The 15,218-nt window shown below is 43.7% G+C and carries 10 protein-coding genes; 1 reads left to right on the top strand and 9 read right to left on the bottom strand.

All coding sequences use genetic code 11. The features are described 5' to 3' along the window. Positions 1–292: 292 nt before the first annotated feature. Entirely contained in the window at positions 293–1,177 is an 885-nt protein-coding gene (locus ACIFSR_RS33880; RefSeq protein WP_076271896.1) for a nucleotidyltransferase-like protein, read from the bottom strand. 153 nt (positions 1,178–1,330) lie between these two features. Between ACIFSR_RS33880 and ACIFSR_RS33875 the strand changes: the two genes are divergently transcribed. Then, positions 1,331–1,690: a YgzB family protein gene (locus ACIFSR_RS33875; protein ID WP_339207446.1), complete on the top strand. Its 360-nt coding sequence runs from the start codon at positions 1,331–1,333 to the stop codon at positions 1,688–1,690. A gap of 170 nt (positions 1,691–1,860) precedes the next feature. Here ACIFSR_RS33875 and ACIFSR_RS33870 read toward each other — a convergent pair whose 3' ends face one another. The 8 genes from ACIFSR_RS33870 to ACIFSR_RS33835 form a co-directional block, all read right to left on the bottom strand. Further along, positions 1,861–3,585 carry a glycosyl hydrolase family 18 protein gene (locus ACIFSR_RS33870; protein WP_430063601.1) on the bottom strand — a complete coding sequence of 575 codons (1,725 nt, stop codon included), beginning with the start codon at positions 3,583–3,585 and terminating at the stop codon, positions 1,861–1,863. Positions 3,586–3,702: 117 nt separating this feature from the next. After that, the gene (gene perR / locus ACIFSR_RS33865; RefSeq protein WP_076271893.1) at positions 3,703–4,137 is read right to left on the bottom strand and encodes a peroxide-responsive transcriptional repressor PerR; all 435 of its coding nucleotides are present in this window, start codon (positions 4,135–4,137) and stop codon (positions 3,703–3,705) included. A 77-nt stretch (positions 4,138–4,214) separates the two neighbouring features. Next, positions 4,215–6,140, bottom strand: a complete 1,926-nt coding sequence (locus ACIFSR_RS33860; RefSeq protein WP_430063597.1) for a DUF4097 family beta strand repeat-containing protein — start codon at positions 6,138–6,140, stop codon at positions 4,215–4,217. Continuing rightward, a complete protein-coding gene (locus tag ACIFSR_RS33855) occupies positions 6,122–6,832 on the bottom strand; it encodes an MgtC/SapB family protein (protein WP_076271891.1) in 711 nt (236 codons plus the stop codon). The genes ACIFSR_RS33860 and ACIFSR_RS33855 overlap by 19 nt, the downstream gene beginning before the upstream one ends. A gap of 148 nt (positions 6,833–6,980) precedes the next feature. Next, positions 6,981–8,420: an Asp-tRNA(Asn)/Glu-tRNA(Gln) amidotransferase subunit GatB gene (gene gatB, locus ACIFSR_RS33850; protein ID WP_339207443.1), complete on the bottom strand. Its 1,440-nt coding sequence runs from the start codon at positions 8,418–8,420 to the stop codon at positions 6,981–6,983. A gap of 36 nt (positions 8,421–8,456) precedes the next feature. Continuing rightward, positions 8,457–9,914: an Asp-tRNA(Asn)/Glu-tRNA(Gln) amidotransferase subunit GatA gene (gatA, locus tag ACIFSR_RS33845; RefSeq protein WP_430063595.1), complete on the bottom strand. Its 1,458-nt coding sequence runs from the start codon at positions 9,912–9,914 to the stop codon at positions 8,457–8,459. A gap of 35 nt (positions 9,915–9,949) precedes the next feature. Then, the gene (gatC, locus tag ACIFSR_RS33840) at positions 9,950–10,237 is read right to left on the bottom strand and encodes an Asp-tRNA(Asn)/Glu-tRNA(Gln) amidotransferase subunit GatC (RefSeq protein ID WP_076271888.1); all 288 of its coding nucleotides are present in this window, start codon (positions 10,235–10,237) and stop codon (positions 9,950–9,952) included. A gap of 265 nt (positions 10,238–10,502) precedes the next feature. Continuing rightward, a complete protein-coding gene (locus tag ACIFSR_RS33835) occupies positions 10,503–15,080 on the bottom strand; it encodes an Ig-like domain-containing protein (protein ID WP_430063593.1) in 4,578 nt (1,525 codons plus the stop codon). Between the last annotated feature and the right edge of the window lie 138 nt (positions 15,081–15,218).

Raw genomic sequence — 15,218 nt, 5'->3', positions numbered from 1 at the left:
AAGAGCAATCTTTTCTTTCGTGTCAACCGCGTATTTCGTATCGGCGACTTTTATAATATATCACGTTTGCCTATCTCTTTGCAAGTACTTTTTTTCGTTTTTCGACATTTTTTTTAAAATGTCGTTTTCGCGATTATGTATCCTGTAAAAGCGGCGAGTACTAATATATCATCTGATACTAATATAAGTCAAGCATGTTTTCCACTTTTTATTTTAAATAAAAGAAGCGCATGCCTGCCTCTATAAACATAGGCCATGACATGCGCTTCTACTATTATAAACGGTTGAATCATTAGCTTGTTTTCACGTTGTTCATATATCGAAGTTCAAGCGCACCTATATCTCCTGCTTCATTCATAACAGCAACCTCACGAATGTACTCCCGCTTCACAAGCTTTTGGAGAACAAGTGACAAATCACCATGCAATATATTTAATGTAGAGTGTGATTGCAGCTCCGCAATACTCCAAGGCTCTTCGCGACTGCCAAGTATATTAAATAATAACGCGCAGCTTGTTTTCATTTTGCTCATTACGGAAAACTCGCAGCCAAGCATAACTAATTGTACTCGTTGCTCCAATGTTTCTGGGCTTACCGTTAGCTCCTCGTAGAGCTTATATATTCCTGGGTGAACTCGCTTCAGCTGTTTCCACACGGTTAGCTCAGGATGCCTTCCTTCTTCTATAAGAACGATATGAGCCCAATGATGCAACGCTGTCAGCACATGACTGTATGCATCCAACAAATTACCATCCAATAGATCCTGCTTTGCTTGTAAATACGTTCTTAAGAAACCCGTAAATTCAGCAAACTGCTTTTGCTCCCGCATTGAAGCAGGAAACTGAAGCAGACGTTCACGAACACTGCTCAGATAGCCGTCGCGATCCACCAAGATCTCCCCCCGAACTAGCCACTCGATAATATTGCGGTTTTCGCCACCAGACAACCATTCACTCAATCCATTCGAATCAATGGTTCGAATCAATACCCGTTGACCCTCGATTTGGACATGCTCCGTATCATTCCGCTCAATCTCTTCGTTCATTACAACAAGTACTAATGAATCTAATCCATCAGCTAAAGGATTATAAGGATATGGGTTTTCAATAACAGCCAAACCGATTAAATGAGGTTCATCTCGATAGCTGTCCGAGAAGTACGCTTTTATATGTTCCACTGGTTCCTCCATATAGCTAATCACATTTTATTACGCTATAATAATATTCTACAGTTTTATTCTTTTTCGACAGGTTGGAGGCACATTCCTGCTTACTAACTCAGAAACTGTTTCAAAATCATAAGTCATTGGTCATAGGAAGGGTATGAATACATGAATAAGTTCTTTTTCAAGTCAGCCAAAATCAACGAATTCCGTCTATGGGGACTCGTTTTCACCCTTGTTGGCATGGGAGTCATGATACTCGGAACAGCCGGCATTGTTTTTTTGGGACAAGCAGGCAAAATCATTGCTGCTATCTTCATGGTAATCGGCATGATCTCCTTGTTAATCAGCGTAGCCGTTTATTTCTGGGCTGGCATGATGTCAACAAGTGCCACAATGCTTCAATGTCCAGAATGCTCGCGTCCAACCAAGATGCTTGGAAAAACAGATCGTTGTATGTATTGCAAAACGATACTTACGCTTGATCCTGCACAAGCAACAACTACTCCTTCTGAACAGCAAGTTTAACCTATAGTGAATATACGGTTGATTCTTTCTTAGGAAACAACCTTTATTCTACTAAGAAGGTAAAAAGCTAAGAAAACCAACTTTTGATCGCAGCATTACATAAATAAGAAACGCCTCCTCCATGTCTTCACATGTGAGGAGGCGTTTCTTATTTAACATTTATAAATGAATTATGGCCTAATCTTGAGAGAATCGTCGATCGATTTCCAAATAGCTTCCGTTTGGAACGCACGCTGCCATGTTGCTACACCCGCTAAATCATATTTACGTGCAAGCGCTACTCGAGCTTTAATGGATACTTCATCCTCAATCCATATTCGCATCAAATTTCCGTCTTCCGTATATTCCACGTAATTCTGACCTGCTTTTGCATCAAACACCGGCTTAAGTTTCTTAGTCGTAATAATCTCATTAACCTTCTTCATGCCTACTGCCTTTGAGGAAACGTCTATTTTACCGTCTTCCCCTTTTTTCTCAGTCCATATCCGGGTATACAGAGGCATGCTTAAAATAATTTTACTTGCTGGTACGGCATCCTCCTGCATGATACGAACAAGAGAACTCTCTGTCCAAGGCAGCGATGCTACCGAACCTGATTTTGGACTCGCAGCCCAATGCTCATCGTAAGCCATGACCATCATATAATCTACAACATTGCCAAGCGCTGCACGATCAAGAAACAGCGACCACATCTCACTATTCGACTTGGGCGTTACATCCACGGAGACAACCAAGCCCTGCTCATGTAAAAGCGGAGTCAGCTCCCGAACAAATTGTACAAAATTAGCTTTATCCGACGTGTGTACATTTTCAAAATCTAAATTAATCCCTTGCAATCCATATACTTGAGCAAAGCCGATCAGCTGCTGTATCATCGAGAATCGCGTTTCCACTGACGCTAATGCCTTTGTCGTTCGATCAGGCTCGAAGCTATTGCTGAACAGCGCCCAAATCTGCATCCCTTGCTGATGTGCCCATTTCACATATGCGGGATCAGCCTTGCCTTTTATTGTTCCTTTGTCGTCGGCAAGTTCAAACCAGGTAGGACTAACGACATTTACTCCCTGCATCGGCGCTATTTTGGCAGTATCGATTTTCCGTTGATAAACAGCTTCCCATGTCATATTAATTTTGTTGCCGAGCACCTTCCACGCAATAAATGGAGGCTCTGCCGCCTGCTCGGGCATTTTTTCAATAGAAGTAAGCTTCACATCTTTTTTATTCATAAAACCGATGATGCCTTCGCTGTTTTGGACAAGCAGCCAACCTTCCTGCTCTTTCCAAATTCTTATTGACTGTGATTGAGGAACTTTTTGAACAAAAGGCGCTCGAATAGTCGCTTCGGTTCGAATAGCTGCCCCTTTCTCAGGAGTAGCCTCAGCAAGCTGAACCATGTCTCCTGCATTCAGCAGTGTTACTGTGCCTGTCTCTTTTACGAATTCTACTTTCAGCCCATATAACTCCTCCAAAGGTTCTGCAGGAATATAGACCGTATCATTAGACGTTTCTGCAGTAATCGTTAGATCATATGGCTTTTGGTTGATAGTCGCCGTTAAAGAATCCGTCTTAAGGTGAAGTACCTTATTGGCAGTTGTCAAGATGATTGAACCTGAATCAGGCTCATATCTTATAGGCTTGTCCGCTCCTAATACCTGCTCCAGCACCGAAAGCGGCAGCTTGACTTCATCATTTTCGATAATAGCTCCTTGCTCCGCTTCAACGCCTTGAATAAATATAGGATGCTCTGTCTTATAATTTGGATCTACCTTTTCATTGTTAGGAATAAAGCGCATATATCCATACCAACAAAAGACAGCTATTACTCCTAACAAAAACAACAATATTATGCTCCGAACACCTCGGTTGCCTTTTCGGCGTGGCGCTCGGTTGTACATCGTTTCCAAGTCATCACTCTCCTGTAATGTTAACTTCAAAATTCTATTCGACTATTAAAAAACGTGCAGATTAGCGTTGTATCGCTTCCCGGCACGTTCTTGTAGGCATAACGCCAATTATTTCGCTGATTTAGTGTTGCAAGTCGAGCAAACACCGTAAATTTCCATCCGATGTCCTTCAACCACAAAACCTGTTACACGTGACGCTGCACGTTCTACCTCAAGCAGCGGTGGATAATTAAAATCGACGATTGAACCGCAATTTTTGCAAATGGCATGGTAATGATCGGATAAATCCGAATCAAACCGGCTTGAATCATCGCCATAAGTCAGCTCACGCACTAATCCAGCTTCTACAAATAAACGCAGATTGTTATATATGGTAGCTACGCTCATGCTCGGGTAAACTGGTGAGAGCGCTTTATAAATTTCATCTGCAGTCGGATGCGACATCGAGTCCATCAAGTAGCTTAATATGGCGTGACGTTGCGGGGTCATTCGGACGCCATTCATCTTCAGTTGCTCAAGTGCTAAGTTAACGCTGGCTCCCATTCCCCTCACGCCCTTCCTTAAAGTTATTAAAGCTATTGTACGTTCTTATTTAAGAGTTTGTCAATGAAAGCGCCTTTTTAGGATAGTCCAAATTGCTTAATTGCAATGCTGTTCGTAGCATTAATCTGAATCCTGAAAGTGCCGTCGCCTATAGTGCCTCTTATCGTTTTCTTACTTACTTCAAGCGGCAAATCGGACACAATATTACCGAAAGTTACCGATCCATAAATCGTAAAATGAGCATCCCCCGGTATTGCAAGCTTTACCTCTCCGACGGAGCTATCGAGATCCCAATCTCCGCTAACTTCAGCACTGCTTAGTTCAATGTTCCCATTCAGCGTATCCGCTTTAACAGAACCGCCTGCACCGTCCATTTTGATTTTCCCGTTTTTTGTTTCTGCTTCAATGTTTCCATCAATCTGCTTGATCTCCAAACTGCCATTGAGTGTATTCGCATAAAGCTTACCTTCAATAGAATCTGCAGTAACCGTACCATTTTTTGTTTCAAGACTGGTATCACCGGTTATGCTTTTCACATTAATTCCGCCATTATTACCTTTGACGGAGATAGGACCTTTAATGTTGCTTACTGAAACAATTCCGCTATTGCTTCGGAGCTCAAGGCCGCCTGGCAGCGTCAAATTCATGACTTCAATTGAACCATTGCCTGATTCAACTTTCATCTTTAATACAGGCTTCTGTTCCTCAGCATTCTGAGGCGGTTGTTCAGATTGACCATTTAAACCTACATCTGTATCCGTAGGCTTTTCAGTTGCGGACTGATCGTTCAAATCAATATCAGATGCTCCCGCATCAACTTCTTCGCCAATCGTATCAATACTTTCCGAACCCAAGGATAACGGTGTTTCTGTAGGCTGCTGATTAACCTCAACCTGATCAGACAAAGACATTGGTACGGTAATGATCATATTCATTCTCGGTTTTCTGCTTCCGTTAGCGCCATAGGTTTGACCCTTCGCCTCCAACGTTACTTCAGCGCCTGGATTAATTTTGACGGTTGATTGCTCTGCGATCGCATCAGCCTCCGTTTTGCCTGGCACATCAACCCATACAGCAGTCAAAAGCTCTATTTCCTGTACGTCACCCGATCGAATGGTTACTTGCCCATTGGGATTAACAACACGAATGAGAGAAATCGCTTCATCTAAAGGAACCTTAATGATGGTCTTCTCATAATGAAATCCTTTCTCTTCTCCAAATTCTGCTGCCCCGTTCAAATCAACATTAAATTGATCCAGCCAACGATAAGGAATATCCGCGTATTGGGTCACAACGTAAGCGGTCAACGAAATCGCAACAGCAATCATCGCGCCTCCAACATCAAATCGAAGCTTTTTTTCTATGTCTTTAAACTTTATGCTGTATAGAATGATTTCTAAACCTAACAATATAAAAATAACCGGCCACCATTGACCAAGCAATGAAATATCATTCCGTCCTTGAATTTGATCCCAGAGAAGCAATCCTCCCACGACCAATACCAGTGCCGCTGCTGTAAAGCGTCCGAGCTTAAACATAGTAACTCTTCCTTTCCTTGAACGTGACAGCAGCAATATTGAAGCGATTATAATAATCGGGCCAACACATAACTCCGCTAGTTCATTCATCCAGGGTAAAATCGCTTGTGGAGGCTTCACTAAAATAAGCATGACGCTTCCCGCCGCTAAAAGTAAAATACCATGTGTGCGATTCAGTGCAACGGGGTTGTTATTATCGGCATCCGCGCTTTGCAAGGAATCAAACACGCTAATAAAATAAAAAATAGGAAGCATAATACCTAAATAAACGATCAACAGCAAATGTCTGCCGCCATCTGAATCGGCTAACCTTACAATCGCCGTCAAATCCAGCCAAAAGGCCGCAATTAACAGTAAGCCTTTCGGATGCTGTCCAGTATACATATGTCCTGCTCCTGGCATAGCAAATGCGAATAATACGGTGAGAAGCCTATTTTTTATTCGTTTTATTCTGAGCTGACCCAACGTACACCCTCCAAGTGCTTTATATTATCGAGGAGCACTAACAATGCTTCTGATTTAGGCAGTGTAATATACACCTGCAGCAAAATCTGCTCGCCTTCCTCTTCACCCTCGCATTCTTCCAGCAGCATTTTTCTCATGATGATTTTCCGATCAGTCAGTAGGCTATTTAATTCAAGCATGGCTTGAGATAAATTATTAGCTTTTATTTTGAGCAAGTGCTCTTTCTTTGCACTAATATACCTTTTTTCCAGCTTATTAAACGCCCATAATGTTACAAGAACCATGATCGTTGCGGTAGCTGATGCAAAATAAAAGCCTGCTCCGACTGCTAATCCAATTGCAGAAACGACCCATAGGGACGCCGCTGTCGTTAAACCAGTTATTGATTTTCCGGTAAATAAAATAGTACCTGCACCTAGAAATCCAATGCCTGTAATAACTGCGGCTGCAAGTCGCGCTGGGTCAACCCGTACGTTAGGCTCGTCGACAAATGCTGAGAAACCGTACATGGATAGCAGCATCAACAAGCAAGAACCTAAACAAACTAGAATATTCGTTCGAAGTCCAGCAGCATGATTCGACTGTTCTCGCTCGAAGCCAATAAGTCCGCCCAATAGCAAGGCAAGCAGCAGCCTTAATAAAATATGAAGTTCACTAATATACCAAGGATTATGAAGTGTACTTAGCAGCATAAACAATCCCGACCTTTCTATATTCGCTATTGTAACATAATTGTATGCAGCGTATGGAGCTTACAGGTCTTCTGTCCAGAGTGATGTTCAAAAAGAAAGACACGGTTCATCATGTTGATGAACCGCGTCTTTTTGCGTGCAACTGCTTTTATTTCAAGCGCTCTACAAGCAGCTTATTCACGAGTGCGGGATTTGCTTTCCCTCTTGATTCCTTCATAACCTGACCAACAAGGAAGCCAATTGCTTTATCTTTACCTGCTCTGTAATCTTCAACAGATTGCGGATTTGCTTCAACGATCTGGTTAACGATGGCTTGAATAGCGCCTTCGTCACTGATTTGAACGAGACCTTGTTCCTCTACAATCTGCTGTGGCAGCTTGCCTGAATCCAGCATCGCTTTAAATACCGTTTTGGCAATTTTACCGTTGATTGTGCCTTTCTCAAGCAAACCAATCATTTCACCTAGGCCTTGTCCAGTAATCTTCACATCGGTAATTTCTTGACCGTTGGCATTCAAATAACCAAGCAAATCACCCATGATCCAGTTTGATACGGATTTGGCATCCTTCGTGTAAGAAAGGCTCTCCTCGAAGAAATCAGCAAGCTTCTTAGATGAAGTAATGACTTCAGCATCATAGGAAGGCAAGCTGTAATCAGCCGTATATCTCGCTTTGCGCGCATCAGGCAATTCTGGAATTGTCGCACGAATGCTTTGCTTCCAGTCTTCACTAATATGAAGCTGTACTAGATCCGGGTCCGGGAAGTAGCGGTAATCATGTGCTTCTTCTTTGCCGCGCATAGAGAAGGACTTACCAAGTGCATCGTCAAAACGACGAGTCTCCTGAATGACCTCACCACCGCTGTCGAGAATTTCCGCTTGGCGGAACTGCTCATACTCAAGGCCGCGCTGAACGCCGCGGAAGGAGTTCATGTTCTTAAGCTCCGCACGTGTACCAAATTCCTTTTGTCCGTATGGACGAAGGCTTATGTTTGCATCACAGCGCAAGCTGCCCTCTTCCATCTTCACATCAGAAACATCGCAATACTGCATGATGGCTTTGATTTTCTCGAGGTATGCTTTCGCTTCCTCAGGTGTACGAATATCAGGCTCTGATACGATCTCAATTAGCGGCGTACCTACACGGTTGAAATCGACAAGTGATGCATAACCGCCATCGACGTGAGTCAATTTGCCTGCATCCTCTTCAAGGTGCAGCCTTGTGATCCCAATTCGTTTGGTCTCGCCACCCACTTCAATATCAATCCAGCCATGTTCACCGATCGGTTGATCAAATTGCGAAATCTGATACGCTTTTGGCGAATCGGGGTAAAAATAGTTTTTACGGTCAAACTTGCTGATATCTGCAATTTGACAGTTCAAAGCCATTGCCGCTTTCATTGCATATTCAACGGCTTGGCGATTCAATACCGGCAAAACGCCGGGATGTCCAAGGCATACTGGACAGGTATGGGTATTCGGCGGCGCGCCGAAAGCCGTAGAGCAGCCGCAAAAGATTTTACTGTTCGTATGCAGCTCCACATGGACTTCCAGCCCGACAACCGTCTCGTATTTGTTCGGTTCAGACATTCGTATCGATCCCTTCGTAAACGTATATAGGTCCGCTTATAGCTGCGGACGTTGTTTATGATGCTCTGTATGCTGCTCGAACGCATGAGCGGCGCGCAGCACCGTCGATTCGTCGAACGCTTTCCCGATAATTTGCAAGCCAATCGGCAAGCCATCTGCCGTTCCACAAGGAACGCTAATGGCAGGAACGCCAGCCAAGCTTACCGGTATCGTACAGATATCGTTTAAATACATCGTTAATGGATCTCCAACTTGCTCTCCGATTCGGAACGCAGGTGTCGGAGCCGTAGGTCCGATGATGAGATCATATTGGCTGAACACTTGGTCAAAGTCCTGCTTGATAAGTGTACGTACCTTCTGAGCTTTCAAATAATATGCGTCATAATAGCCAGAGCTTAGAGCATATGTTCCAAGCATAATCCGGCGTTTTACTTCAGCGCCAAATCCTTCGCTGCGGGATTTCTTATACAAATCAATGAGATTTGCAGGATCTTCCGCACGTACACCGTAACGTACGCCGTCGAAACGAGCTAGATTTGACGATGCTTCCGAGGAAGCAAGCAAATAGTAAGTAGCGATTGCATACTCCGTATGCGGAAGTGAAACCTCTTCCCATGTCGCGCCCAGTGATTCGTATACTGCCAGCGCTTTAAGTACCGCTTCTTTCACACGCGGATCAATACCAGCTCCTAGGTATTCTTTAGGCACACCGATACGCAGACCTTTTACATCACCTGTAAGAGCTGCTGTGTAATCTGGAATATCCACATTCGCTGATGTAGAGTCGCTTGTGTCGTAACCAGCAATGGCTTGCAGCACAAATGCGGAATCTTCAACATTTTTGGTAAGCGGACCGATTTGGTCCAAAGAAGATGCAAAAGCAACAAGTCCAAAGCGTGATACTAGGCCATATGTTGGTTTGAGGCCAACGATACCGCAATAAGCAGCTGGCTGACGAATCGAGCCGCCAGTGTCGGAGCCAAGCGAGAAATAAACTTGTCCAGCAGCAACTGCAGCTGCCGATCCGCCGCTTGAGCCGCCTGGAACATAATCCGTATTCCATGGATTGCGAGTTGGATAGAAGCTGGAGTTCTCGTTGGAACCGCCCATTGCAAATTCATCCATGTTCAGCTTGCCAATCGTTACCGACTGAGCTGCTTTCAGCTTGCGAACAACAGTGGCATCATAGATAGGATTGTAATTGCTTAAGAACTGACTCGCACAAGTGGTCAGTAGACCTTCCGTCACAATATTATCCTTAACACCCGCCGGCAATCCAAACAATAAACCTTGGTCGCCGCCTTCTTGCAATTGCTTGTCCAGCTCGGAAGCCTGCAAGCGTGCATTCTCTTCATTTAATGTAATAAAAGCCTTAATAGCAGGCTCAGTTTCCGCAATTCTCGCAAATGATGCGCTAACCAGCTCAGAAACAGACAGTTCCTTATTGTTAAGCTTGTTATGTACATCCTGCAGGCGCAAATCAAACAGTGCCAACAGTAGTTCCTCCCTTCAAATTAAACCCATTCGTATTATTCAAGCACCGCAGGTACTTTAAATTGTCCATCTTCTTCATCAGGCGCATTCAGCAAAACCTTCTCGATCGGCAGCGACGGGCGTTTCTCATCCGCGCGCGTTACATTCGTTATAGGGAGCACATGGCTGGTTGGCTCAACATTTTCCGTGTCCAAGCCTTCTAGCTTTTCCGCATATTTCAAAATCGCATTGAGCTGCTCCGTAAACTGATCCTTCTCCGAATCGGATAGCTCTAACCGCGCAAGTCTTGCTACATGGTCTACATCCTTAGGTGAAATGCTCATCAGGTATTCTTCCTTTCCTATTCCTGTAATCATTCTTCCTATTATATCGCACATACAGGGAGAACATCAATGTAAACGGCAAATCACTTCTTAATTTCCACATAAAAGGAACTGGATCTAAAGCAGAAGAGTTGGGCGTAAAAGCAATCGTTTATCAAACAAACAAAAGCAGCCCACTCTCACAACTTAAGCTGTTGTGAGGCAGGCTGCTTTTTAGTTTTAGAGAATCAGGTTCTTACTGAAATGCTCTAGATGACCGTTAGCATTATTGCTCTTTAATCTCATGGTCGATGCTCGCAGTCTGAATATCTTCATACGCCCAGTGCTTCTGCGAAACGTCACTCCATTGTTGATCTGCTCCTGCTAGAGGAGATCTGCCCTGCTGTCTATTGAATATGACAACAGCCTCTGCTCTCGTAAGAACGCGGTTTGGCGCAAATGTACCATCCTTATATCCGTTGAAAATTCCTGCTGCAGTCCCCTGATCAATGGCCGTTTGTGCCCAGTGCCCATTAATGTCAGAGAAACTTTTGCCGCCGGTTTCAATATGCTCCATCAATCGATTAATAATAACAGCCATTTCCGCACGAGTGATCGTCTGATTTGGTTTGAAGCTGCCATCTGGATAACCAACCATTAAACCCAATTCGGTTATAATTGCAATGTATTTTGCAGCCCAATGCTCAGCATCAACGCCCGTGCTGCTCACGGAAGATAATTCAGCTTCCTTGCCCAGTATGCGAACAAGTATCGCTGCCATTTCAGCACGTGTAATCCCCTTCTCTGGTTTAAAGCTTCCGTCCTGATGACCAATAATATAAGCTTTGACTTCTTTGTGTTCTGGAACTTCAACCGGATCAGGCTTATCAGGCTTTGGAGTCACGTTGCCACCCGAGTTGTTGCCTGAATAACTGGATCTCGTTGGATCCAACGGATAATAATCATCCTTATCGTTGATTCCATCTTTGTCGGTGTCAGGATCTTTTGGATTCGTTCCAATTGCTTTTTCATGCTCATCCGTCAAACTGTCGTTGTCGTCGTCTGGATCAGTCGAATCTGGAATGCCATCTCCGTCTGTGTCAAGCTCACCGTTGACTGTACCCGGCTTAGCCGCATCTGTTGGGAATGGATCATCTTTATCATTGATTCCATCCTTGTCGGTGTCTGGATCTTTTGGATTTGTACCTAGTTTAATTTCTTGCTCGTCCGTCAAACCGTCGTTGTCATCGTCTGGATCAGTCGAATCTGGAATGCCATCTCCGTCTGTATCCAGCTCACCGTTTACTGTACCCGGCTTAGCCGCATCTGTTGGGAATGGATCATCTTTATCATTGATTCCATCCTTGTCGGTGTCTGGATCTTTTGGATTTGTACCTAGTTTAATTTCTTGCTCGTCCGTCAAACCGTCGTTGTCGTCGTCTGGATCAGTCGAATCTGGAATACCATCTCCGTCTGTATCCAGCTCACCGTTTACTGTACCCGGCTTAGCTGCATCCGTTGGGAATGGATCATCTTTATCATTGATTCCATCCTTGTCGGTGTCTGGATCTTTTGGATTTGTACCTAGTTTAAGTTCTTGCTCATCCGTCAAACCGTCGTTATCGTCGTCTGGATCAGTCGAATCTGGAATGCCATCTCCGTCTGTGTCAAGCTCACCGTTGACTGTACCCGGCTTAGCTGCATCCGTTGGAAATGGATCGTCCTTATCGTTGATTCCATCCTTGTCGGTGTCTGGATCTTTTGGATTTGTACCTATTTTCGCTTCTTGCTCATCCGATAAACCGTCGTTGTCATCATCTGGATCAATGGAGTCTGGAATACCATCTCCGTCTGTATCCAGTTCCAAATCTGGCTCCGTGGTAAAGGTCCATACTAATTTATCAGAAATACCCGCATAGCTGTTTCCGTCTTTATCCTTCAAAGCTCCAGCTGCAATTAGGACGTAATATTCTGTACCTGGCTCCAAATATTCGACCTTAGGCCCATTGCCAGGTTGCGGGAGGATTGGAGGATTAATCGTTACCGTATTTCCCGATATCTCGACTCCCATTTCTCCGAAATTCACTTTGTGCACAACGCTATTGTCAGATTTCTTTCTAATTTCAAAGCTCTTGCCGTTTACTCCCTGAACATTTGTGCTGAACGTCAGCTTTAGAGCCGTGCTCTGAGATACACCATTTGCCCCTCCGGCAGGTGAGTATGCTATAACCTTCAGATCATTTTTTTCTGGTGCAGCACCTGTAGTAAAATTCCAAGTTGTCTTGTCTGCAATACCTGCGTATTGTGCACTGCTGGTCGTGCTTTTCAGTGCTCCCGCTTCTATTTGAACATAGTAAGCAGTATTGTATTCCAAATAATTCCCTGGAGCATCCGGTACCATTAGGTAAGGATTTATCTTTACTTTATTACCCGATACACTTACATCGCTTATGCTGCTAATTTCAAAAGTATGAGCAATGCTGTCATCAGATTGCTTCTTGATAAAAATCTTTTTACCCGGAATCACTTGTACATTCTCGCTAAAAGTTAGCAACAAATCGGAGTTAGTAGCCACCGCTGAAGCATCATCAATAGGAGATAATGTCGTAACAGTTAGTGGCGAAACACTCTTTGCTGTCTTGAAGCTCCAGATCGTCTTTCCTGTAATGCCCTTAAATGTATTGCCAGCCTTGTCCTTAAAGGCTCCATCATCAATCAGAACGTAATAGCCCGTATCGTTAGCTAAACTAGTTGACAATTTAATGGTCGCCTTAGTTCCTGCTAGTGTCAATTTTGCAGTATCGTTAGCTGCAATGGTTTCAACAACACTATCATCACTTGCTTTGCGGATGCTAATATTTTTGCCTGCCATCGCTTCCACGATCTCGCTGAAAGTGAGCTGTAAGCTCGCATCAACCGCCACATCAAGCGCATTATTCGCTGGTGTATATCCAGTAGCTGTCGGCGCTGTTGTGTCTGGTGCAGCTTCTGTTTTGAAGAACCATATCTTCCCCGGCTCACCCATATACATGACGTTTTCGTTCATCAACTGAATGAATTGGAACATGCCGTCAAAATCATTATTGTATATGTCCTGAAACGCACCTTTATCCATGAGGATATAATAATAGGTATTGTTTTTCATGTTTTTCGTTGGATTAATGGTAACTTTGTTCCCAGAAATCGTTATTTTGCTCGTATCTGATGAAGTTATTTCTTCAAGTAAAATTGGAGCACTTGGATTTGTTCCATCCGGTGTGGCTCTGCCCGGTTCAAAAATCTTTATTTTCTTGCCTGTTCCAGCCTTCACATTTTCGTTGAACGTTAATGTCATGTCCGCACTGATGGAAACATCCACAGCTGCTTTCGCGGGTACAAATGTTGTCGCCACCGGGCCGGTTGTATCTGCTGCCTTACCCGTTTTAAAATGCCATGATTCGGTATAAGTATCCTGTACTTGACCATCATGGATTTCAACATCAGCGGATAATCCAGCATAGCCGTTCCCTGCAATATCCGTAAAAGCAGATCGTTCAATCTTCACAAAATAATTCGTCTGATATTCCAGATCCGCTGCTGGATTAATCGTTGCTACATTATCCAAGACTGTTACCTTTGTCGAATCACCTGCATCAATTGTTTCTACTAACGTTGCATCGCTTATTAAGATCGGGTAATCTGGTCCGTTAATCATTGATAATTCCCGAGGTTTCCAAAGCGTTATCTTTTTACCCGTCAGTGCCTTTACTTTTTCATCAAACGTTAATTTAAGATTAGCATCCACACCAACATTTTGTGCACCCTTAACTGGAGTTAGTGCTGTCACAACAGGAGCTTGATTATCAGCTGGCTCGGATGGTTCAGACGGTTCAGCATCCAATGCAACAGCAACAGGAATCATAAAGGTTCCGACCATAAAAGGTCCCACACTGAGCTCAATTGTTTTGTCGACCGTATTTGTCGTTGTATTAATAACACTCATATTGCTCGAGCCATAATTGATCGTGTACGCTTGAAGACCATCTTTGGAAACGCCGATGACGTAAGGGTTAGCATCAACATTTATGGTAGCATCCACTTTAAGGGTTGCCGCATTGATTACTGACACAGAGTCATTATAGCCATGTGCTGCAAATATCTTACTGCCATCAGGACTAACTTCTGTTGCAGTTGTCATGCTGCCAACCGGTATATCCGCTTCGTGGGTTTTTGAATTCGTATCAATTATATTTACGAAATTAGTTACTAAGTTAGCCACATAAATCTTTGTACCCGAGGGATTAACCGAGAGTCCGTAAAGTTCCCCCTCAATGGTAATTTCCTTCACAACTGTTTCGCTTATTATATCAATAATCGTGAGTTTTCCGGTTCTACTAGTAACATAAAGATCATTCCCAACCAATGCCATCGCAATAGGCGTAGCTACGGATATTTTTTTTTCCTCAACGAGTGAGGCTGTATTTATAACTGAAATCGAGCTTCCTGAGTCATTTGCCACATAGGCTTTACTTCCATCCTTATTAAAGGCAACGCCATGAGGCTGAACTCCAACCGGTATGGTCGCGATTACCTCATCCTTCGCCGGATCAATAACCGAGACCGTATTGCTTGCTCTGTTGGTTATGAACACCTGCTTCTGATTGGGGTTGATCGCAGCGCTGTTCGGTTGATTTCCTACCGTGATTTTAGCCTTTTCTACAGTCAGATCCGATAGATTAACAACATCGACAGTACCATTGTTAAAGCTTGTAATATACGCTTTTTTAAATACAGAAACTTCTCCAGCTCCAGCCGCATTTACCTTTCTCCCATCCTCAATAAACAATGACGAGCATAGGTTGACCATCAGCGCGAATAGAATCATACTGATTATCTTCTTGGACCTTACTAAACTAAGCATATTTTTGACCTCTCTCCCACCGTGTGATTGGCTATTACCATGTTTGGAAGAATCTTATCAATTAGAACTCAACAAAATCTCACAATTCGTCACAACATGTCG

Origin of the sequence: Paenibacillus sp. NRS-1760, from assembly GCF_050467785.1 — a bacterium.
Taxonomy (GTDB): domain Bacteria; phylum Bacillota; class Bacilli; order Paenibacillales; family Paenibacillaceae; genus Pristimantibacillus.
This window is presented reverse-complemented; position numbering and strand designations above follow the sequence as displayed.

Excerpts from the sequence above, each read along its gene's own strand:
- ACIFSR_RS33875 (WP_339207446.1), top strand. The coding sequence starts at position 1,331 with ATGAATAAGTTCTTTTTCAAGTCAGCCAAAATCAACGAATTCCGTCTA.
- ACIFSR_RS33870 (WP_430063601.1), bottom strand. The coding sequence starts at position 3,585 with ATGTACAACCGAGCGCCACGCCGAAAAGGCAACCGAGGTGTTCGGAGC.
- perR (WP_076271893.1), bottom strand. The coding sequence starts at position 4,137 with ATGGGAGCCAGCGTTAACTTAGCACTTGAGCAACTGAAGATGAATGGC.
- ACIFSR_RS33855 (WP_076271891.1), bottom strand. The coding sequence starts at position 6,832 with ATGCTGCTAAGTACACTTCATAATCCTTGGTATATTAGTGAACTTCAT.
- gatB (WP_339207443.1), bottom strand. The coding sequence starts at position 8,420 with ATGTCTGAACCGAACAAATACGAGACGGTTGTCGGGCTGGAAGTCCAT.
- gatC (WP_076271888.1), bottom strand. The coding sequence starts at position 10,237 with ATGAGCATTTCACCTAAGGATGTAGACCATGTAGCAAGACTTGCGCGG.
- ACIFSR_RS33835 (WP_430063593.1), bottom strand. The coding sequence starts at position 15,080 with ATGATTCTATTCGCGCTGATGGTCAACCTATGCTCGTCATTGTTTATT.